Genomic DNA, 17,402 nt, shown 5'->3' on the forward strand with positions numbered 1-17,402 from the left:
TAGCTCTCTACGACTAGGAGGTGGCTCAGGTGAATGGCGATGCTACGTGCTATCGCGATACTTTGGAAGAACACTGGAGAAGCTAGCTGCTAAAGCAATGATCTCTCCTTGAATCCCTGGTGTTCCGTTGAGTAAGCCGATCTGCGTAAAGGCAAGCAAGCAAAGCCCGTTGCTCATTCGAAACGTTTGGCCGACGAGATCTTGTGGCCACCCGAACTTCGTGTGAATCACTGCGTGAAGGCCAGCATGTACGAATGAGTTTAGTGGACGCCATGCCGAGGCCTTGAACTCATTGAGAGCGACCATCAGATTCTTCAAACTGGGAATCTCTTCCAGGTCTTCGAGCATTTGTGCGGCAAGTGGAATGTTTTTTGCTCCTTGCGCCGTCTCAGGCGTAAGACTATTTGTGGATAGACGTCTGATTTCATGCTCACTTGCGCAGTGCAAAGTCCACACACTTCTGACGAGCGACTCGAATTGGCTACGAAGGCAGACCGTTGCGCCGAGTAGCTGGTCGGCTGCGCACAGGATTCTTACCGATCGTGCGATTTCGAGAGCTGTGATGGCGAGCGTGGCGCTCAGCTCAGCTCGCGCAGAGTCCTCATAGAGGGGCTGATCCGTCACTTCAGCGAGGATTCCAAACAATTGTTCTGCTCTTGTGACATCAATCATTAAGCATTCCTCAAGCAACTAACGCTCGCCATCGCCTGGCCGCAGGGGTTGTGCACAAAACGCGGTGATCATTCGGGCGGCTCAGGTGTATGGCAATGTTAGGAGGATTGCCCCAACTCGATTGGGATTTTACGTCAACATCTTGATTGTTTCCTTTTGCAGAAATAAGATTACCCAATCAATGGAGGAGGGGGAAGCGGGGGACGGCTGGAAATAGATCCTTCAGAAATCGTCACAAGGTACTGCTGGGCAGATACCAATGAGTTCAGTATACGTAGAATTGCTTCTCTCTCGAAAAATAAGGATTCGCCTCCATTACAAGAGCTGAAGACACGCGAATCGAAAGATCGGTTGACGGAATTAAACTGCAAATAAAATCCGACACTAAAGAGACCTTTTGTTCTGTAATTCAATTCCGTATAGTCTGTAATCCCGACAGAAGTCAATTGTGTATATTTCTCGTCGAGATAACGCAGGCCATCCAAGAGCTCGGGTAATTCGTCTAAGTCCACAAGTGATACATCTTGCTGGTAATCCTCGTCACCGGTTCTACATGTCACCTTAACGCCATAGGTGCGATCAACTTGGTGGCCTCTCATTACGCTAAAGACGAGTGTCTCGATTTCCATTTCACCGTCATAAACTGACTCTACGGTTGAAATTGGATGAAACTCCTTCATAACGAGAGCCCCTTTGCGTGCGATAAAAGCCTGGGCTTTTGTTCCACTTTCTGGGGCAGGGTTGGATTGAGTCATGTTTAAGCGCAGTGTCAAGGCTTTCCTTATAGCAGGTTTCTCACTAGGGCGCTGGCTTTTGACCTCCTAACGTTTAAGTTCACCCGCGCGCGGAGGCCGCGGGCCGGAGTGCGTTGGGTGCAACATAGGGTTAGACACTTTCTACAAACCAATTGCAGTTTGAATTGCCTTGGCAGCGACGGTAGTTCCAATTTTAGTCGCGACATCAAATGCCCATTTTCCAGCTGACTTGAGATGGCCCAAAGCCCCTGCTCCATCTTGATTCTTCGCTGCGCTCTCTGCAGCCCCAATGCTAGCAATTGCTTGGTCATGTTCAATTTCTGTACCTTGTTGTCGCATCGAAGCGCGAAGCGTGGCAAGTTCAGCAGCAAGGGCTTTCATGTCAAGGTTCGCTGCGGCTTGCGGCCATGCCTGGTTGAACGTGTTGTTTTCGGCTTTGGCGTTGGGGCCGACGGCTCCGACCTGCCCTCTGACGCTGTATTGATCACCCATGGAAATCTCCTTGGAAAAGAACTGTTGAACAACTATCTGATCACTGTGTGGAAGCAAGTACTCGTAGGCGTCAACGTACGCGCCATACGGGGTTGTGGTTTCGTCGCAGAACTCAGAGGACGCGAATTCTTCCGCAGTGATTCGGAAGTCCACCTCCAAGGCAAAATCAAAAGCGCCGTGTGATGATCTGCATGCGAGGTACAAAACATATCGTTCGCGTTGATCATCGCGAACGACAGCCTTCTTGTACTCGCGCTCGCTTCGTGGATCGGTAAACCGTACTCGGGTGGGGATCGCGTGCTCAGGAAGGCAAAGAGCGTAGTAGCTTAGACGTTGCTTCTCCGTCGGAATACCTAACCATGAAGTATGAAAGTGGAAGAGCCCGTCACTGCTAGTAAAGCGTGAACTAGGAACGCGGCGGCTTTTGCACTCTGCAAAGGCATTTCGAAACGCACTCTCGTGAAGATCGTCTAGAAAGTGAAATGGCCCGCTCCTAGGTTCTTCGTACTCATCGGCGAATGCGACAGTCAACTGATCGCCGTGCTCTGCTTGCATCCGAAACGTGCGTAGAGCGCTATTTGAGTCAAGCTGTTCGACGATAACTACGGCAACGTCCATCGCGGTCTCCTAAAGGTGGATGAAATGTCTAACGCTCAAGATCAGAAGCGGGCAGAGACCAGTGCGAAGGGAGGGCATCATTTGCTCCCGTCTTCTGAATCTTGATGTTAGCCTTCATCTCTCAAACTGAGCTGCCAACTCCAGCTTGCCCACAACATAGCGCAGCTGAGGCCGATTCCTCGAAGATAAATGATTCGCAATCTCCAATATTCTGCTTGCACGCTCACGAGTCTCGTGGGCAATACTTGAGTCACCAGCAAGGGCTCGGTAATTTACTAGCTCTGTGCATTCTTCGTGAGGGGAGGACTTCGATAATACAAGATAGGCCTCTATGATGGCGCCAAAGTGAGTGTTAAGCAGTTCACTGCCGCCAGGCTTACTAGCGAGAAAGTCGATAACTTCTCTAGAAGTGGTCGACCCGAACGCATAGCCACGATACAGCGAAGGATTGGCAACCTTGAGCATGGCTAGAGTTGAAACTAGAATCGGATACAGAAAGTGATTCTCCTTGGTCATGAGAAGAGCGATGCGAATCCTTGAAAAACACTGTTCACGCGCCCTCAGGCTGAGGCCTAGTAGTTGACTCAGAGCGACGAAGGTTTCTAGAAGATGTTGCTTTTCGTGCCTAAGCTCACTGTGGGTCCTTGCATCAAAGAATTCATCGAAACCAAATCTCTCATAGAGACATTTCGTAAATTCTGAAGGGTCTGCCTTTGGGAGAGAGTACTCAAGATCGAAGAAGCGCCTAAGGTACTCATCTGCATCTATTCCTGCGCCGTACACGGCCCCCAAGCTCACTCCAAGCTGTTGTTTGTCAAGCGCCACAATAAAGATTACGTTTTCAAGGTCAAACAGATGCTTTATGCGTTCAAGAAGCTGAATTGCATATGTGGGCTTGCATCTATCGAGCTCATCAACGACAATGATAAGCTTGCGATCAGTCTGACTACTGTCTATCAAACCCAAGGCGGCAGAGAGATTCTCGCGAAATGACTGAATAAGCTTCTTTTCCGCTGTATAGGAGTCAACCGCGTCATTCAGCTGGGTACCTACAAACTCTGAGATTGTCTCCTCTGTAAAGTCATCGAGATCAAGGATCCCTGCCGTGGCTATTTTCCCTGCAACAGGAATCGCGCGCCTTGCAAGAACGGAGGCAATTCGCTTGGCGTTACCAAAGAACTGGTTGAACTTGGTATCATCTTTTGACGCGGCTGGAAGATTATCATTTAACTCGCCAAGAAATGCGATGAGGGGATCCGAGGAGAAATCGGTCTTCCAGGCATCAAAGTATAAGCAGGCCATGCCACTTGACTCAAGCACTGCCCTGAGAAAGCCGAGGAACGTAGTTTTGCCTGTTCCCCAAGGGGAATCGACGGCAATCACATAGGGGCCTGATAGACTTTGGATTAGTGACACAAGAGTCGTAACCGACTCCCCACGATTGAGTCGATCGAATCGAAATGGCTGATCCGATGGAATCTCAAGCGGATTTAGTTTAAACTCCATGATGAAAAGTCTTCTGTAAGGCTAACTAATCATTAGACGGTTCCGATAACCACGCCCCAGTCGCCTGTCCTTTCCGTGAACCACAGGTGCGCCCCGAACATCGGCATGGCCAAAACACAGTCAGGCCATAGGGTATCCACCCCAGACGTGAATAGCTCGTCCCTGGTTCTCGGACGCGTGAACCACCTGTATCCCGGGCTACACCTGTGCGGTGCACGTCTTCATCTCCCGGTCACGCTCCGCCAAAGGTTCAGAGACAGCCAGACCGAGCCTTCACCCACCCCCCATCCCAGACTGTCCCCTGTCCTTGGTGTCGGGCCGCCCTGATCCCTCCTCCCCCCACCACGGAGAGCGGCGACCCCACCGCCCCCGAGCCCCCCTGGCGCCGGCAGCTGCGCGACGCCCTCGCGGCCCTGCCCGCCGCCCGCCGCCGCGCCCTGCGCACCCTTGAGCCCGCCGCCGCCGCCAGCCTCCAGCCCTCACCCCCCGGCGACGCGCTCCCCCTGCTGGATCTGGCCAGCAACGACTACCTCGGCCTCAGCCGCCACCCCGCCGTGCTCGCGGCCGCCGCGGCCGAACTGGCCGCCGGTGGCCTGGGGGCCGGCGCCTCCCGTCTGGTCACCGGCAGCCGGCCCATCCACCAGCAGCTGGAGGCCGCCCTGGCCGCCTGGCTCGGCCGCGAGCGGGTGCTGCTCTTTCCCAGCGGCTTCCAGGCCAACCTCGCCGCCGTGTCGGCCCTGGCCGATCGCCACACCCTGGTACTGGCCGATCGACTCATCCACCACTCCCTGCTGGTGGGCGTGCGCGCCAGCGGTGCCCGCCTGCAGCGCTTCGCCCACAACGACGCCGCAAACCTGGAACGCCGCCTGCTCACCGCCCGGCGCGAACGGCCCGCTGGCCGGCTGCTGGTGCTCTGCGAAAGCCTTAACAGCATGGAAGGCACCAGCGCACCCGTCGCCGCCCTGGCGGCCCTCTGCCTCCGTCACGACGCGCCCCTGCTGGTGGATGAGGCCCATGCCCTCGGCGTGCTCGGCCCCGGCGGCCGCGGCCTCGCCCATGGCGCCAGCTCCGTGGCGATCGTGAGCGGCACCTTCGGCAAGGCCTTCGGCAGCGGCGGCGCCTTCCTCGCCGCCGACGCCCTGGTGGGCGACTGGCTGCTGCAGAGCAGCGGCGCCTTCCGCTACACCACCGCCCTCGCCCCGCCGCTGGCGGCCGGTGCCCTGGCGGCCCTGCGCCACCTGGAGGCCGCACCGGCCGTGGGCGCGGAGCTGGCGGAGCGGGCCGCCCGCTGGCGCGACGCCATCGAAGCCACGGGCTGGCCCCGGCCCCCCGGCGTCGGGCCGATCCTGGCGCTGCTGCTCGGCGGCGACGCCGAGGCCCTGGCGGCCCAGCGTCGGCTGGAGGCGGCCGGCCTGCTCACCGTGGCGATCCGGCCGCCCACCGTGCCGGAAGGCACCGCCAGGCTGCGGCTGGTGCTGCGCCAGGATCTCCCCACCGGCTCCCTCGAGCGGCTGCTGGCCGCGCTCGGCCCCGGCCCCCTCGCCCCCCGCCATGCCCTCGCCCCCTGAGGCCGCCCCGGCTTCGTCCCTGCAGGTGATCGCCATGCACGGCTGGGCCGGCGACGGCCTGGGCTGGGACCTGCTGCGCCAGGCCCTGGCTGCGCCGGACTGGCACTGGCAGTGCGGCGAACGGGGCTACGGCGGCCGCACGCCCGAGCATCCCCAGTGGGCCCCCGGCGGCCGGCGGCTGCTGATCGGCCATTCGATGGGGCCCCACCTGCTGCCTCCCTCGCTACTGGCCCAGGCCGAGGCCGTGGTGCTGCTGGCCAGCTTCGCCCGCTTCCTGCCCCCGGGCCGCGAAGGCCGCCGGCTGCAGACCGCCCTCGCCGGCATGGCGGCCCAGCTCGCCGAAGGGCCAGACGAGTCCGACACGGCCCGCCGCGCCCAGCTCATGCTGCAGGCCTTCCTGGAGAAGGCGGCCTCCCCTGATCCGCCCGAGCTCCTGCCCCACGGCCCCGCCAGCCAGCCGGTGGAGCCCGAGGGCCGGCGGCGGCTGCGCGACGACCTCGAGCGTCTGGCGGCCTGCGCCGATCTGCCGCCCGGCTTTCCCGAGGACGTGCCGGTGCTGATCGTGGAGGCCGGCGCCGATCGGATCGTGGGGCCCATGGCGCGGGCCCTGCTGCGCGAACGCCTGCCCCACGCCGAGGTGCTCCGCTTCGAGGGGGCGGGCCACTGCCTGCTGCAGGCGCCCCTGCCGGCGGAGCTGCGCCGCTGGATCACCGGCACCCTCGGCCCATGACCGCCTTCCCCCTGCAGGTGTGCGGGGCCTTCGGCCGCCATGCCGCCGACTACGAGGGCCAGGCCGGCCTGCAGCGGGGCATCGCCTGGCGGCTCGCCCGCCTCTGCCGCGACCTGCCTCCCCCACCGCCCGAGGCCCCCCGGGCCGATCTGGGCGCCGGCAGCGGCCTGCTCAGCCGCGCCCTTCTGCACCACTGCCCCGGCTTCGCCAGCCGCCCATTGCTGCAGCTCGATCTCTGCCCCGAGTTGCTCGCCCGCAATCCCCTCGCCACCGCCGGCCCGCCGCCGCTGGTGTGGGATCTCAACGGCGGCCTGCCCGCCGCCCTGGAGCCGGCGGGGCTGCTGGTGTCGAGCTTCGCGCTGCAGTGGCTGGAGGCGCCGGCCCGGGAACTGGAGCGCTGGGGGCGCGCCCTGGCCCCGGGCGGCTGGCTGGCGCTGGCGGTGCCCGTGCGCGGCAGCTTTCCCCAGTGGCGCCAGGCCGCCGCCGCCGCCGGGGTGCCCTGCACCGCCCTGGAGCTGCCCGACGCCGACGAACTGATCGGCGCCCTGGCCAGCGCCGGCCTGGCCACCACCCTCCAGCAACGGCTGCGCTTCAGCCGCCCGGCCGGCAATGGCCTGGCCACCCTGCGGCGCCTGCGCGATCTGGGCGCGGGCAGCAGCCGCACCGCGCCCCTGAGCCCCGCCCAGCTGCGCCGCCTGCTGCGCCACTGGCCCTCCGATGCGGCAATCTCGTGGGACGTGCTGCTGCTGGTGGGCCGGAGGATCGCGTGAGGCTGGTGGTCTGCGGCACCGACACCGACGTGGGCAAGACGGTGGTGAGCGCCCTGCTGGTGCAGGGGCTGGGGGCGACCTATTGGAAGCCGGTGCAGAGCGGCACCGACGACCGCGGCGACACGGGCCGGGTCCAGCAGCTGCTGGGGCTGCCCCCGGAACGGGTGTGGCCGGAGGCCTACCGCCTCACCGCCCCCGTCTCCCCCCACTGGGCAGCCGAGCGGGACGGACTCAGCATCGATCCGGCCCGGCTGGCCCTGCCGGCCTGGGATGGCCCCCTGGTGGTGGAGACGGCGGGGGGGCTGTTGGTGCCCCTGCGGCGCAACTGGCTGCAGATCGAGCAGATCGCCGTCTGGGGGCTGCCGGTGCTGCTGGTGGCCCGCAGCGGCCTGGGCACCCTCAACCACACCCTCCTCTCCCTCGAGGCCCTGGAGCGGCGTTCGATCCCCGTCCTCGGGCTGGTGCTCAACGGCGACCCCCACCTCGACAATCCCCGCACCCTGGCGGCCCTCGGCGGCGTGCCGGTGCTGGCGGAGCTGCCGCCCCTGGATCCCCTCGACCGGAAGGGTCTGGAGCGCCAATGGCAGCGCAGTGGTCTGGCCCGTAGCCTGCAGCCATGAGCCGCAAGCATCTGCTCGTGACAGCTGCCGTGGCCGCGCTCTGTGCGGGCATCCTGGTGCTGTTCACCGACATCGAGACCAGCGTCACCCGCTGGGTCAACTGCGGGCCGATCGCCACCGAGGGCGAACGCCGTTCGGAGGTCTGCCGCTGAGCCCCACCGTGACCGGACCCGGCTGGCATCCCCACCTCTGGCACCCCTTCACCCAGGTGGCCACCGCCGACCCGCCCCTGCGGGTGGTGCGGGGCGAAGGGGCCCTGCTGGAGCTGGATGACGGCCGCCAGCTGATCGATGCCATCAGCAGCTGGTGGGTGACCCTGCACGGCCACGCCGAGCCCGCCATCGCCGACGCCGTCGCCCGCCAGGCCCGCAGCCTCGAGCAGGTGGGTTTCTCCGATTTCCGCCACCCGGCCGCCGAGCAGCTGGCCGAGCGCCTGGCCGCCTGCAGCGGGCTGGATCGCCTGTTCTTCTCCGACAACGGCTCCACGGCGGTGGAGGTGGCCCTGAAGATCGCCTGGCAGTGGTGGCGCAACCGGGGCGAACCCCGCCGGCAGCTGATCGCCTTCGATGGGGCCTATCACGGCGACACCTTCGGCGCCATGGCGGTGGGGGAGCGCTCCCTGTTCTCGGAGGCGTTCGAGCCGCTGCTGTTCGCCGTGGCCCGGGCCCCCTGGCCCGCCACCTGGTGGGACGACGAGGGGGTGGAGGCGCGGGAGGCGGCGGCCCTGGAGCGGCTGGAACAGCTGCTGGAGACGCCCACCGCGGCGGTGATCCTCGAACCCTTGCTTCAGGGGGCCGGCGGCATGGCCCTGGTGCGGGAGGAGTTCCTGCGCAAGGTGGAGGCGCTGGTGCGTGCCAGCGGTGCCCTGCTGATCGCCGACGAAGTCATGACCGGCTTCGGCCGCAGCGGCCACCTGTTCGCCTGCCAGCGGGCGGACATCCGCCCGGATCTGATGGCCCTCTCCAAGGGGCTCACGGGCGGCTTCCTGCCCATGGGCGTCACCCTGGCCCGCGAAGCCATCTTCGAGGGCTTCATCGGCACCACCCCCGGCCTGACCCTCTTCCACGGCCACAGCTTCACCGCCAACCCCCTGGGTTGCGCCGCGGCCCTGGCCAGCCTTGAGCTGCTCCAGGAGCGGCCGGAGCGCCACCAGGGGTTCGAGGCGCGCCACCGTCCCCACCTGGAGGCCCTGGCACGCCACCCCCTGGTGCGGCGACCGCGGCTGCTGGGCAGCGTGGCCGCCTTCGAGGTGGCCACCGACGCCCCCGGCTACCTCAATCCCGTCGGCCAGCGGCTGCAGCGGCAGGCCCTGGCGAGAGGGGTGTTCCTGCGGCCCCTGGGCCAGGTGGTCTACCTGCTGCCGCCGCTGTGCATCGACGACGACCAGCTGGCCCACTGCTACGCGGTGATCGGGGCGGCCCTGGCCAGCCTCTGAGCGGCCGCCGGATGCCGGGTCCGGGCGCGAGGGTTCAGGGGCCCGCCAGGATCGCCGCCTCCACATCGGCCCGTGACAGCCCATAGGGGAACTGGCGTGCCGTGGTGCGGCCCTCCTGGTGCCAGCTCACCCGCAGTTCCTCCACGTCCATCTCGATCCGGGCGCTCCACTCGGGGCGGTGCAGGTCCCAGTGGGCCACATTGCTGCGCGACTGGCTGGCCCCGAGCTGCCGCAGCCAGTCCTCCAGGGCGGGCAGGGGGTGGTTGTAGAGGGGGGTGGTGGGCTCGGGGGGCAGGGTCGCCATCGGATCGACAGGGGGAGGGATGGTCAGGCGGCGGGCGGCTCGGGGAGCGGGGGCGTCTCGGGCGCTGGAGCCAGGGGGGCCGGGGGCGCAGGCTCCAGGGTGGCCGGGGGGACTGATGCCGCCTCCAGCTCCGACCACCAGCTCGGCCAGGCCATCAGTTCGGTGCCGCGGGCCCAGGCCACCCCGAGCCCCAGCACCAGGCTGAGCACCAGGGCCAGGGCCAGCAGCAGCAGGGCGAACCACTCGCCGCCGGACAGGGCACGGCGCACCGGCACGGGCCGGACGACGGGCGCCGGGGGAGGCCGCAGCGGCGCCGGGGGGGGCGGCTGGGCCAGGGCGGCGTCGTAGAGCCGTCGGGCGGCCGGGTCGCTCAACACGGCGTAGGCCTGACGCAACTGCCGGAAGGCCACCTCGGCCTCGCTCGCCGGCAGGGCGGTGGTGTCGGGGTGGTAGCGCTTGCTGAGGCCCCGGAACGCCTGGCGCAGCTCCTGGTCGGTGGCGGTGGGCTGCAGCTGCAGCACCTGGTAGTGGGTGGGGGTGGAGGGCTTGGCTGTGGAGGACATGGTCCCTGAGGCGGCGGTGGCAGCCTGCCCGGCGTGAGGGATCCTAGGGAGAAGCACCACTGCCGTAGCGGATGGCCGCCAGCCCCGACCCCAGCCCCCCCGCCGATGCCGGCCTCTGGCAGGCGCTGGGCTGGACCCCCACCGATGACCAGCTGGCGGCGCTGGTGGCCCTGCAGGAGCAGCTGCGGCTGTGGAACGGCCGGGTCAACCTCACCCGCCTCGTGGAAGGCGACGATTTCTGGATCGCCCAGGTGTTCGACAGCCTCTGGCCCTGGGTGCCGCTGCTCACGGCCCCGGGCGGCGTTCCGGACGGCCTGGAGCTGATCGACGTGGGCACCGGCGGCGGTTTCCCCGGGCTGGCCCTGGCGATCGCCCTGCCCACGGCCCGGATCACCCTGGTGGATTCGGTGGGTCGCAAGCTGGAGGCGGTGCGGGCCATGGCCCGCAGCCTGGGGCTGGAGGGTCGCCTGCGGTTGCGCTGCGAACGGGTGGAGCGCACCGGCCGCGCCCGCGACTGCCGGGGACGCTTCGATCGCGCCATGGCCCGCGCCGTTGCCAGCGCGCCCGTGGTAGCCGAATACCTGGTGCCCCTGCTCAAGCCCGACGGCCTGGCCCTGCTCTACCGGGGCCAGTGGGGAACCGACGACCAGCGGGATCTGGAGGCGGCCGTGGGGGTGCTGCGGGCGTCGGTGGATCCCGTGCAGCGCCGCGACCTGCCGGCGGGCCGGGGCGTGCGCCACGGCCTCTGGCTGCGGCCGACCGGCCCCTGTCCGGCCGCCTACCCCCGGGCCGTGGGGGTGCCCCAGAAAACACCGATCGCGCCGGGGGCCATCACGCCAGGGGCCTAGGCCACCTGCAGCCGCTTGACGGCCTCACCGCCCAGCCGCTGCCGCAGGCGCCGCAGCAGGCCTGGGATCTCGGCGGCCCATGGGCTGGCCTGCAGCACCGCCAGCAGCTCGGCCTCGCTCACCGCGCCATCGAGGGCCTCGGCGTTCTCCCCCGGAAACCAGTGGCTGCCCTGGCCCAGCAGGCCGTAGCGGGCGCGGCCGTAGGCCTCCAGATCCCAGGCCTCCAGCAGGTTGTGCAGCCACAGCAGCACCGGCAGGTTGATCCGGCCGGGGGTGTCCTCCCAGGCGGGCAGGCCCCGGTCCCAGCTGGCCAGCCAGTCGTCCCCGAGGGCCTCCCGGCGGGCCTCCTGGAGGCGGGCCAGGATCGGCGGCAGCAGCTCGCCGGCCCTGGGCAGCAGCGCCACCGCCTCCAGGTGCAGGTCCAGGTCCTGGGGGGACGCGGCGCCGACGCTGATGGTGTGGATGCCGGGGGCCGACAGGCAGAACAGGTCGTTGAAGACGATCGGATGCAGCGGTGCACAGAGCTCGCAGAGGCGCTGGGAGGGGCTGTGCAGGTGGCCCCCCTTGTCGGTGGGGCTGATCACGAACACCCCCATGTCGTGGGCGGTGGCGGCCTCGATCGCCGCCAGGTTGTCCTGGCGGATGAAGTACCAGTGCAGGTTGATGTAGTCGAACTGGTCGCTGGCGATCGCCTCCAGGATCAGGGGCAGCGGCGCATGGGTGGAGAAGCCCACGTGGCCGATCCGGCCCGCCTCCTGCCAGCGGCGGGCCACCGCCAGGCAGCCGCCGGGCCGCAGGGTCTGATCGAGCAGCTCCGGGGTGTTGAGGCCGTGGATGGCCAGCAGGTCGACCCGGCCCGCTTCACCGCCCAGCCCCCCCTCGCCGTCCAGGCCCAGCCGCTCGAAGCTGGTCCGCAGGTCGGCCTCGAAGGCGGCCGGGTCCGCAGCCGGGGGCACCTTGGTCTGGAGGATGCGCCGGGGATCCGGCAGCCGGGGCAGCAACCAGCCCAGCTGCCGTTCCGAGGTGCCGTAGTGGCGGGCGGTCTCGATGTGGTGCAGCCCCGCCCCCATGGCGGCCCGCAGCGTGGCCTCAAGATTGGCCTGGCTGCCGGTCTCCACCGCCTCGGCCGGCAGGTCGCTCCAGCTCTGCTGGAAGCGCATCCCCCCCAGGGAGAGCACCGGCATGGCCAGTCCCGTGCGGCCGAAACGCCGGCTGGGGATGGTCACGTCGATGGCGGGACGGAGCGGGGCAGGGTGCGGCGGCGGCGACCATGGGAGGGGAGCCCCAGGGGCTGGATCTCCTGGTCGTCGAGCTGGGCCCTCAGGACCGGCAGCTGCTCATAGGGAACCCAGTGAATGCAGTCGACGGGGCAGGTGTCGATCGCCTCCTGGATCCGCTCGGTGCTGTCGCCGTCCTGGCGCAGGGCCCGGGAGCGACCCCAGTCGGGTTCCACCACGAAGGTGTTGCCGGCCACATGGGCGCAGTAGCGGCAGCCGATGCAGACGGCCTCATCGACCCAGACGGCCTGTTGGCGCAGAGCCCCGCCCAGCACGGGCTCCCGACCGGTGGCTGCCGACTCGGGGGCTACCGCGGTGCGGAAGGCGAGGGCGGGGTCGAGACCGGCGGAGGGACCCGTCGCGCTCACGGGATCAGGCGTCCCAGCGGGTCACCACCAGTTCGATGCTGCCGTCCTGGTGGTTGGTCTGCTCGCTCACCTGGAAGCCCTCCTCGACGGTGCTGGCCAGGATGGTGCGCAGGGCATAGCGCTGGGTGAGCTTGGCCAGGAAGCGCTCCACCGGGATGGGCTGCTTCCAGAGCTCCAGGTCGGTGACCAGCTCGTAGCTGCCGCTGTCGGGGTTGAATCGGAAGCCGATGTCGACGCCGTCGGCCTGGGGGATGGCGAGATCGGCGGTCACCGTCTGGCCGCGGTAGCCGCGCACCTGGCAGGTGCCCTCGGCCGGAGGGTGGCCCAGGTCGCGGAGGGCTTCCACCAGGGCCTGGCGATCGCGCAGCTCGGTCTTGACGGTGCTGAAGTGCGACATGGGACGAAAGGGAAGGGGGAGCGGGGGCTCAGGGGCCGTGGTGCTGAACGACCACCTGGGGGTCCTGGAGAACGAGGGGGGGCGTCTGGAACGCTTCCGAGGTGCTGCGTCGTTGCTGCACGCTGCCCAGCCGGGCCTCGATCCGCTCCGTCAGCTGGGAGCACCCCTCGCCCTGCACGCCCTCCACGAGTTCCTCCACGCGCCCGTCGGGGCGAATGCGGAATCGGATGGTGCGTTGGGCCATCCCGGATGGGCTGCACAGGTGAGACCGGGATCTTAACCGCGATTTCCGGAGCTCGCGGCCGCCGGCCAGGGCTGTCCGGCGGCCGTCAGCTGATCAGTCCCTCGTCCACCAGGGTCTGCAGCCGTTCAAGCACCTCGGGCTGTTCCAGCTGCTCGAGGGCCATGCGGGCTTCGTCCCGGACGGTGGGGTCGCCGTCGTGCAGCATCGTGTGCAGCAGGGCTTCCACCACGTCCCGCTGGCGCGGCTCCACCAGATCGGTGTAGAGCCGGCCCAGGGACCAGGCGCAGTTGCTGCGCACCGCCGGCTCGCTGTCGATGCGAAGGCTCAGGAGCAGCTGGGCGGCGGCGGGGTCGGCCTTGGCCACGCCGGTGGCGCCGGCATCGGCCAGGGAGCTGGCCGCCCACAGCCGCACCGCGGCGATGTCGAGCTCCAGAGCCCGGATCAGCGGGTTGAGCACCGGGGCCTCGGGGTAGTTGCCGAGGCTCCAGGCCACCGCCTTGCGCACGTAGCCGTTGTCGTCGGCCGCCAGCAGGCCCAGCAGGGGCTCCACCGCCAGGGGGTGGGGGTTGCGGCCGAGGGCGTAGACGGCGCTCATCCGCACGATCGGGCAGCCGGCCTTCAGCAGCGGCAGCAGCAGGGGAATGGCCCGGGGATCGCGGTGCTCGCAGAAGATGCGCAGGCCCTGCAGGCGCTCCTCCCGTCCCCCCTTCAGCAGCTCGATGCCCAGGTCGCACTCGGCGGCCACATCGGAGCTGGAGGGGGCGACGCTGTCGATTTCATCGAGGGGATCACCCAGGAGCTCCTGCGCCAGTTCCCGGGCCAGCACCTCCGGATCGAGGGCCAGCGCGTGGGTGGTTTCGGGAAAGGGCAGGCCGTCGTCCGGCATGGAGCCATCCAGGTGAAGGCATCGTAAAAGCCGGGCGGCGCCGGATCAGCCCAGCGGGGCGGGGGATCAGCCCAGCGGGGCGGGGGCGGCCATGTCGCCGGGCAGCCAGATGCGGGCGCTGACGGCGAACAGGGCCAGGGCGAACAGCAGCACGATCGCGACCGGCAGCAGCGTGGAGCGCAGGAAGGACATGGGGGATAGGGACGGGGGTGCTGGCTGCATTGTGGTCCGACCGGTCACCCCTAGGGTTCGGCGATCCGCGAGCGGCCATGGCCAGCCCTGCCTCCAGCAGTGTCCGCCCCTGGCGTCGCCTCCTGGCGGTGGCCGCCGAGGGGGTGGCCAGCGGCACCCCCTACATGGTGGGCACCAAGCTGCTGCAGGGCTGGCTCACCGCCAGCCAGATCCCCCTGGGCCTGATCGGCCTGCTGGGGCTGGCGGAGCTGCCCTACACCCTGAAGATGTTCTGGGCGCCGGCCCTCGACCGCTGGCCCCTGCCCTGGCCGGACCGCCGCCGCGGTTGGCTGCTGGTGCTGCAGCTCACCCTGGTGGCGGTGATCGGCGCCATGGCCCTGCTGCGGCCGTCGAGCGATCCGGCCAGCCTCACGGCGATCGGGGTGATGGCGGTGCTGCTGGCGGTGGTCAGCGCCACCCAGGACATCGCCGTGGATGCCTACCGCACCGACCTGTTGCCCGACCTCGAGCGGGGTGCCGGGGCCGCCGCCTCCAACCTGGGCTACCGCACGGCGATGCTGGCGGTGGGGGCCGGCGGCTTCATCTTGGCCGGCCGCTTCGACTGGCCCCTGGCCTTCCTGTTCTCGGCCCTGCTGATGCTGGTGGTGGTGCCCTTCACCCTCACGGCGCCGCGGCTGGAACCCCTGGCGGTGCCGGTGACCAGCCTGCGCCAGGCGGTGCTGGGTCCGGCGCGGGAGTTCCTGCACCGCAGCGGCGGCCCCCGGGCCGTGGCCCTGCTCACCCTGGTGCTGCTCTACCGCTGGCCCGACGGGTTGCTCGGCCTGATGGCGGTGCCGTTCCTGATCCAGAAGGGCTTCAGCCCTGAGGTGGTGGGGTCGGTGCTGGCGGGCTGGGGCATCGGCGCCACCATCGTGGGCACGGTGCTGGGGGGGGTGCTGTTCGGCCGGCTGGGCATGAACCGCTCCCTGTGGCTGTTCGCCCTGGTGGGGGCGGCGGGCAACCTTGCCTACTGGGGCCTGGCCCGCTTCGACGGCGGCATGCCGGCCCTGCTGACGGCCGTGGCCCTGGAGAACATCGGCGGCGGCATGGTGGGCGCCGCCTTCGTGGCGCTGCTGATGAGCCTCTGCAACCCCCGCTTCTCCGCCACCCAGTACGCCCTGCTCTCGGGCGTCTATGCCCTGAGCCGCTCCCTGCTGGCCGCCCCGGCCGGCTTGGTGGCCGAGCGGCTGGGCTGGCCGGGCTTCTTCCTGGCCACCACCGCCGCGGCCCTGCCGGCCTTCCTGCTGATGCTGCGGCTCACCCCCTGGAACGGCCAGGGCGCCCGCGGCGCCTACAGCGCCGAGCGGGACGGGCACTGAGCGCGCCGTTTCATGGGCGCGGTCACGCTCATTGCCGTGGCACCTGCTCCAAGATCTGATGCACGACCCTGTGCCACGGCAGGCTGTTGATCAGCACACTGCCGTGCCCACGCAACGTGACCAAAAACAGACCTTCGCCGCCGAACAGCATGGTCTTGAGGTCTCCAGCCCGCTCGATCGAATAGTCCAGATCCGCGGAAAACGCCACCAGGGCACCCGGCTCGATGCGCAGGGATTCACCCTTCAACTCACGCCGCAACAGGGAACCGGTGGCATGGAGGAAGACCAGGCCATCCCCTGAGATTTTCTGCAAGATAAAACCATATCCTCCGTAGAATCCGACGGTGGGTTTTTTCACCAGGGCGGCATCCAATTTCGTGCCCATCTCGGCACACACAAAGCTGCTGGCTGCACACAGAATCTGACCGCCCCAGGACGGCAGTTCTACCGGGACTAGCTTGCCGGGATTACTCGCACCGAAGACAACCTTACGACTGTTCTGAGTCAGATTGGTGAAGTGAGTGAGAAAGAGCCCGGCCTGGGACCCCATCCGCTTGGCGGCCCCCTTGAGGCTACCGAGAAGTCCCTGGCCGGCGGGCTCGCTCCCATCGGCCATCAGGGCCTGATACGTGATGCCCTCCTCCAGAAGGATCAGGGTGCCGGCTTCCGCGATCACTGCCTGGCCTGGGGCCAGGTCAATCTCGACGGCCTGCATGTCATCGCCAATCACCTGGAAGGACGGTGGAGAGCCCATCAGCAACTCACACAGAAGACAAAGTTTGCTGGCCCATACTGACCGAATCCCATCGCGCCAGAATCCACCACAAACAGTTTTCTCTCCGGCACAAAGAGCGGCATCAATGATTCATCCACGAGGTTATTCCGCTGAGAATCGGGTGTGAAGTTTCAGGCTCAGGATGTCACCGATCGACGTCGCCGATCGATGTCACCGAGCCTCGAAGAGCTGCAGCGGCTGGCTGGTGCCCCGCCAGCCGGTACGGCTCAGGAATCGCCGCGCAGCAGGCCGATGTAGCGCGGAGAGCCCTCCACGGCGTTGTGGCCCTCGACCGGCAGCACCACCAGGGACGCCACCCCGGGCCGGAAGCTGGACAGCAGGGCGTCGGTGTTGGCCCGGGGGATCACCTCGTCCCGTTCGGCGGCGATCAGGAGGGTGGGCGCCCCGACCCGGGGAGCCGCCTCGTCGGAGCGGTACCTGTCCTGGAGCAGCAGCCCCACCGGCACCAGGGGGAAGCGCTGGGCTGCCACCGCCTCGATGCTGTCGAACGGCGTGACCAGCACCAGCCGGGCGACGGGGCGCCGGGACGCCAGGTGCACCGCCACGCCGCTGCCGAGGCTGCGGCCGATCACGGCGATCTGGTCGTGGTCGGGCCGGACCCGGTCGAAGAGGACGAGGGCATCGGCGAACAGGGCCCGCTCCGAGGGCTGGCCGCTGCTGCCGCCGTAGCCCCGGTAGTGCAGCAGATAGAGGGCATGCTCCGGAAAGGCGGCCGCCAGCAGGGGCAGCTGGCCCGCCACATCCTCGGCATTGCCGCCGAAGTACAGCAGCGCCTTCGGGCCGGGGCGGTGGCGGACCGTCACCAGCACCCGGGCCCCCGGCGGGCCGCCTGTGATCGGCAGGGCCAGCAGCTCGCCGGGCGCATCGGCGGAGCGGGGCTGGGGGAAATAGAGCAGGGAGCGCTGGCGCAGGAACAGAAGGCCGCACAGGGCCCCGTAGGCCAGTCCGCCGGCCAGGAGGACCGCCAGGGCCGTGGCAGCGCGTGGCGGCATCGAAATGGCGC

The 17,402-nt window shown here is 67.5% G+C and carries 22 protein-coding genes; 8 read left to right on the forward strand and 14 right to left on the reverse strand.

Features of this window, described 5'->3' with window-relative positions:
* Nucleotides 1-42: 42 nt before the first annotated feature.
* From H6G99_RS07275 to H6G99_RS07290, 4 genes are all read right to left on the reverse strand, one after another.
* Nucleotides 43-672, reverse strand: a complete 630-nt coding sequence (locus H6G99_RS07275; protein ID WP_199297029.1) for a DUF6988 family protein — start codon at nt 670-672, stop codon at nt 43-45.
* Nucleotides 673-842: 170 nt separating this feature from the next.
* Nucleotides 843-1,427: a hypothetical protein gene (locus H6G99_RS07280; protein ID WP_190610752.1), complete on the reverse strand. Its 585-nt coding sequence runs from the start codon at nt 1,425-1,427 to the stop codon at nt 843-845.
* Nucleotides 1,428-1,568: 141 nt separating this feature from the next.
* Entirely contained in the window at nt 1,569-2,537 is a 969-nt protein-coding gene (locus H6G99_RS07285) for a hypothetical protein (protein ID WP_190610754.1), read from the reverse strand.
* A gap of 114 nt (nt 2,538-2,651) precedes the next feature.
* Entirely contained in the window at nt 2,652-4,043 is a 1,392-nt protein-coding gene (locus H6G99_RS07290) for a KAP family P-loop NTPase fold protein (RefSeq protein WP_286191046.1), read from the reverse strand.
* A gap of 392 nt (nt 4,044-4,435) precedes the next feature.
* Here H6G99_RS07290 and H6G99_RS07295 point away from each other — a divergent pair, with 392 nt between their 5' ends.
* The 6 genes from H6G99_RS07295 to bioA are packed head-to-tail and all read left to right on the forward strand — an operon-like array spanning nt 4,436 to nt 9,166.
* Complete coding sequence (locus tag H6G99_RS07295) at nt 4,436-5,611, forward strand: aminotransferase class I/II-fold pyridoxal phosphate-dependent enzyme (protein WP_190610840.1); 1,176 nt, start codon at nt 4,436-4,438, stop codon at nt 5,609-5,611.
* Nucleotides 5,595-6,341, forward strand: coding sequence for an alpha/beta fold hydrolase (locus H6G99_RS07300; RefSeq protein WP_190610757.1), 747 nt, complete (start codon nt 5,595-5,597; stop codon nt 6,339-6,341). The genes H6G99_RS07295 and H6G99_RS07300 overlap by 17 nt, the downstream gene beginning before the upstream one ends.
* Entirely contained in the window at nt 6,338-7,111 is a 774-nt protein-coding gene (locus H6G99_RS07305) for a methyltransferase domain-containing protein (RefSeq protein WP_190610759.1), read from the forward strand. The genes H6G99_RS07300 and H6G99_RS07305 overlap by 4 nt, the downstream gene beginning before the upstream one ends.
* Nucleotides 7,108-7,731: a dethiobiotin synthase gene (bioD, locus tag H6G99_RS07310; RefSeq protein ID WP_190610760.1), complete on the forward strand. Its 624-nt coding sequence runs from the start codon at nt 7,108-7,110 to the stop codon at nt 7,729-7,731. Before H6G99_RS07305 ends, bioD begins: the two co-directional genes overlap by 4 nt.
* A complete protein-coding gene (locus H6G99_RS07315; RefSeq protein ID WP_181280039.1) occupies nt 7,728-7,883 on the forward strand; it encodes a hypothetical protein in 156 nt (51 codons plus the stop codon). Before bioD ends, H6G99_RS07315 begins: the two co-directional genes overlap by 4 nt.
* 8 nt (nt 7,884-7,891) lie before the next feature.
* Nucleotides 7,892-9,166: an adenosylmethionine--8-amino-7-oxononanoate transaminase gene (gene bioA / locus H6G99_RS07320; protein WP_190610762.1), complete on the forward strand. Its 1,275-nt coding sequence runs from the start codon at nt 7,892-7,894 to the stop codon at nt 9,164-9,166.
* 34 nt (nt 9,167-9,200) lie between these two features.
* On the opposite strand, the gene H6G99_RS07325 is transcribed toward bioA, so the two are convergent.
* Both H6G99_RS07325 and H6G99_RS07330 read right to left on the reverse strand, forming a co-directional pair.
* Nucleotides 9,201-9,470: a DUF3143 domain-containing protein gene (locus tag H6G99_RS07325; RefSeq protein WP_190610764.1), complete on the reverse strand. Its 270-nt coding sequence runs from the start codon at nt 9,468-9,470 to the stop codon at nt 9,201-9,203.
* A 23-nt stretch (nt 9,471-9,493) separates the two neighbouring features.
* Nucleotides 9,494-10,033, reverse strand: a complete 540-nt coding sequence (locus H6G99_RS07330) for a J domain-containing protein (RefSeq protein ID WP_094585541.1) — start codon at nt 10,031-10,033, stop codon at nt 9,494-9,496.
* A gap of 71 nt (nt 10,034-10,104) precedes the next feature.
* Between H6G99_RS07330 and H6G99_RS07335 the strand changes: the two genes are divergently transcribed.
* Nucleotides 10,105-10,881 carry a 16S rRNA (guanine(527)-N(7))-methyltransferase RsmG gene (locus H6G99_RS07335; RefSeq protein WP_190610765.1) on the forward strand — a complete coding sequence of 259 codons (777 nt, stop codon included), beginning with the start codon at nt 10,105-10,107 and terminating at the stop codon, nt 10,879-10,881.
* Here H6G99_RS07335 and H6G99_RS07340 read toward each other — a convergent pair.
* The 6 genes from H6G99_RS07340 to H6G99_RS16335 form a co-directional block, all read right to left on the reverse strand.
* The gene (locus H6G99_RS07340) at nt 10,878-12,065 is read right to left on the reverse strand and encodes an aldo/keto reductase (RefSeq protein ID WP_190610842.1); all 1,188 of its coding nucleotides are present in this window, start codon (nt 12,063-12,065) and stop codon (nt 10,878-10,880) included. The genes H6G99_RS07335 and H6G99_RS07340 overlap by 4 nt on opposite strands.
* Nucleotides 12,066-12,103: 38 nt before the next feature.
* Entirely contained in the window at nt 12,104-12,526 is a 423-nt protein-coding gene (locus tag H6G99_RS07345; protein ID WP_190610767.1) for a ferredoxin, read from the reverse strand.
* A gap of 4 nt (nt 12,527-12,530) precedes the next feature.
* Nucleotides 12,531-12,923 (reverse strand): DUF1257 domain-containing protein, encoded by a 393-nt coding sequence (locus H6G99_RS07350; protein ID WP_190610768.1) that lies wholly within the window; start codon nt 12,921-12,923, stop codon nt 12,531-12,533.
* 28 nt (nt 12,924-12,951) lie between these two features.
* Nucleotides 12,952-13,167, reverse strand: coding sequence for a DUF2997 domain-containing protein (locus tag H6G99_RS07355; RefSeq protein WP_015110555.1), 216 nt, complete (start codon nt 13,165-13,167; stop codon nt 12,952-12,954).
* An 85-nt stretch (nt 13,168-13,252) separates the two neighbouring features.
* Nucleotides 13,253-14,053 (reverse strand): HEAT repeat domain-containing protein, encoded by an 801-nt coding sequence (locus H6G99_RS07360; protein WP_190610769.1) that lies wholly within the window; start codon nt 14,051-14,053, stop codon nt 13,253-13,255.
* Nucleotides 14,054-14,119: 66 nt separating this feature from the next.
* The gene (locus H6G99_RS16335; RefSeq protein WP_015110553.1) at nt 14,120-14,245 is read right to left on the reverse strand and encodes a DUF8624 family small hydrophobic protein; all 126 of its coding nucleotides are present in this window, start codon (nt 14,243-14,245) and stop codon (nt 14,120-14,122) included.
* A gap of 77 nt (nt 14,246-14,322) precedes the next feature.
* On the opposite strand from H6G99_RS16335, the gene H6G99_RS07365 reads away from it, so the two are divergent.
* Nucleotides 14,323-15,603 (forward strand): AmpG family muropeptide MFS transporter, encoded by a 1,281-nt coding sequence (locus H6G99_RS07365; protein ID WP_190610771.1) that lies wholly within the window; start codon nt 14,323-14,325, stop codon nt 15,601-15,603.
* Between the two features lie 28 nt (nt 15,604-15,631).
* On the opposite strand, the gene H6G99_RS07370 is transcribed toward H6G99_RS07365, so the two are convergent.
* Nucleotides 15,632-16,357: an AIM24 family protein gene (locus H6G99_RS07370; RefSeq protein ID WP_190610772.1), complete on the reverse strand. Its 726-nt coding sequence runs from the start codon at nt 16,355-16,357 to the stop codon at nt 15,632-15,634.
* 248 nt (nt 16,358-16,605) lie between these two features.
* On the reverse strand, nt 16,606-17,391 hold the full coding sequence (locus H6G99_RS07375; protein WP_190610774.1) for an alpha/beta hydrolase: 786 nt from the start codon (nt 17,389-17,391) through the stop codon (nt 16,606-16,608).
* Nucleotides 17,392-17,402 lie beyond the last annotated feature (11 nt).

Source organism: Synechococcus sp. FACHB-909, assembly GCF_014698945.1.
Classification (GTDB): domain Bacteria; phylum Cyanobacteriota; class Cyanobacteriia; order PCC-6307; family Cyanobiaceae; genus Cyanobium.

Coding starts and splice junctions, on each gene's coding strand:
- H6G99_RS07355 (WP_015110555.1), bottom strand. CDS start 13,167: ATGGCCCAACGCACCATCCGATTCCGCATTCGCCCCGACGGGCGCGTG.
- H6G99_RS16335 (WP_015110553.1), bottom strand. CDS start 14,245: ATGTCCTTCCTGCGCTCCACGCTGCTGCCGGTCGCGATCGTGCTGCTG.
- H6G99_RS07305 (WP_190610759.1), top strand. CDS start 6,338: ATGACCGCCTTCCCCCTGCAGGTGTGCGGGGCCTTCGGCCGCCATGCC.
- H6G99_RS07330 (WP_094585541.1), bottom strand. CDS start 10,033: ATGTCCTCCACAGCCAAGCCCTCCACCCCCACCCACTACCAGGTGCTG.
- H6G99_RS07285 (WP_190610754.1), bottom strand. CDS start 2,537: ATGGACGTTGCCGTAGTTATCGTCGAACAGCTTGACTCAAATAGCGCT.
- H6G99_RS07290 (WP_286191046.1), bottom strand. CDS start 4,043: ATGGAGTTTAAACTAAATCCGCTTGAGATTCCATCGGATCAGCCATTT.
- H6G99_RS07335 (WP_190610765.1), top strand. CDS start 10,105: ATGGCCGCCAGCCCCGACCCCAGCCCCCCCGCCGATGCCGGCCTCTGG.
- H6G99_RS07340 (WP_190610842.1), bottom strand. CDS start 12,065: ATGCCGGTGCTCTCCCTGGGGGGGATGCGCTTCCAGCAGAGCTGGAGC.
- H6G99_RS07275 (WP_199297029.1), bottom strand. CDS start 672: ATGATTGATGTCACAAGAGCAGAACAATTGTTTGGAATCCTCGCTGAA.
- H6G99_RS07350 (WP_190610768.1), bottom strand. CDS start 12,923: ATGTCGCACTTCAGCACCGTCAAGACCGAGCTGCGCGATCGCCAGGCC.
- H6G99_RS07365 (WP_190610771.1), top strand. CDS start 14,323: ATGGCCAGCCCTGCCTCCAGCAGTGTCCGCCCCTGGCGTCGCCTCCTG.
- H6G99_RS07360 (WP_190610769.1), bottom strand. CDS start 14,053: ATGCCGGACGACGGCCTGCCCTTTCCCGAAACCACCCACGCGCTGGCC.
- H6G99_RS07280 (WP_190610752.1), bottom strand. CDS start 1,427: ATGACTCAATCCAACCCTGCCCCAGAAAGTGGAACAAAAGCCCAGGCT.
- H6G99_RS07370 (WP_190610772.1), bottom strand. CDS start 16,357: ATGGGCTCTCCACCGTCCTTCCAGGTGATTGGCGATGACATGCAGGCC.
- H6G99_RS07325 (WP_190610764.1), bottom strand. CDS start 9,470: ATGGCGACCCTGCCCCCCGAGCCCACCACCCCCCTCTACAACCACCCC.
- H6G99_RS07300 (WP_190610757.1), top strand. CDS start 5,595: ATGCCCTCGCCCCCTGAGGCCGCCCCGGCTTCGTCCCTGCAGGTGATC.
- H6G99_RS07315 (WP_181280039.1), top strand. CDS start 7,728: ATGAGCCGCAAGCATCTGCTCGTGACAGCTGCCGTGGCCGCGCTCTGT.
- H6G99_RS07375 (WP_190610774.1), bottom strand. CDS start 17,391: ATGCCGCCACGCGCTGCCACGGCCCTGGCGGTCCTCCTGGCCGGCGGA.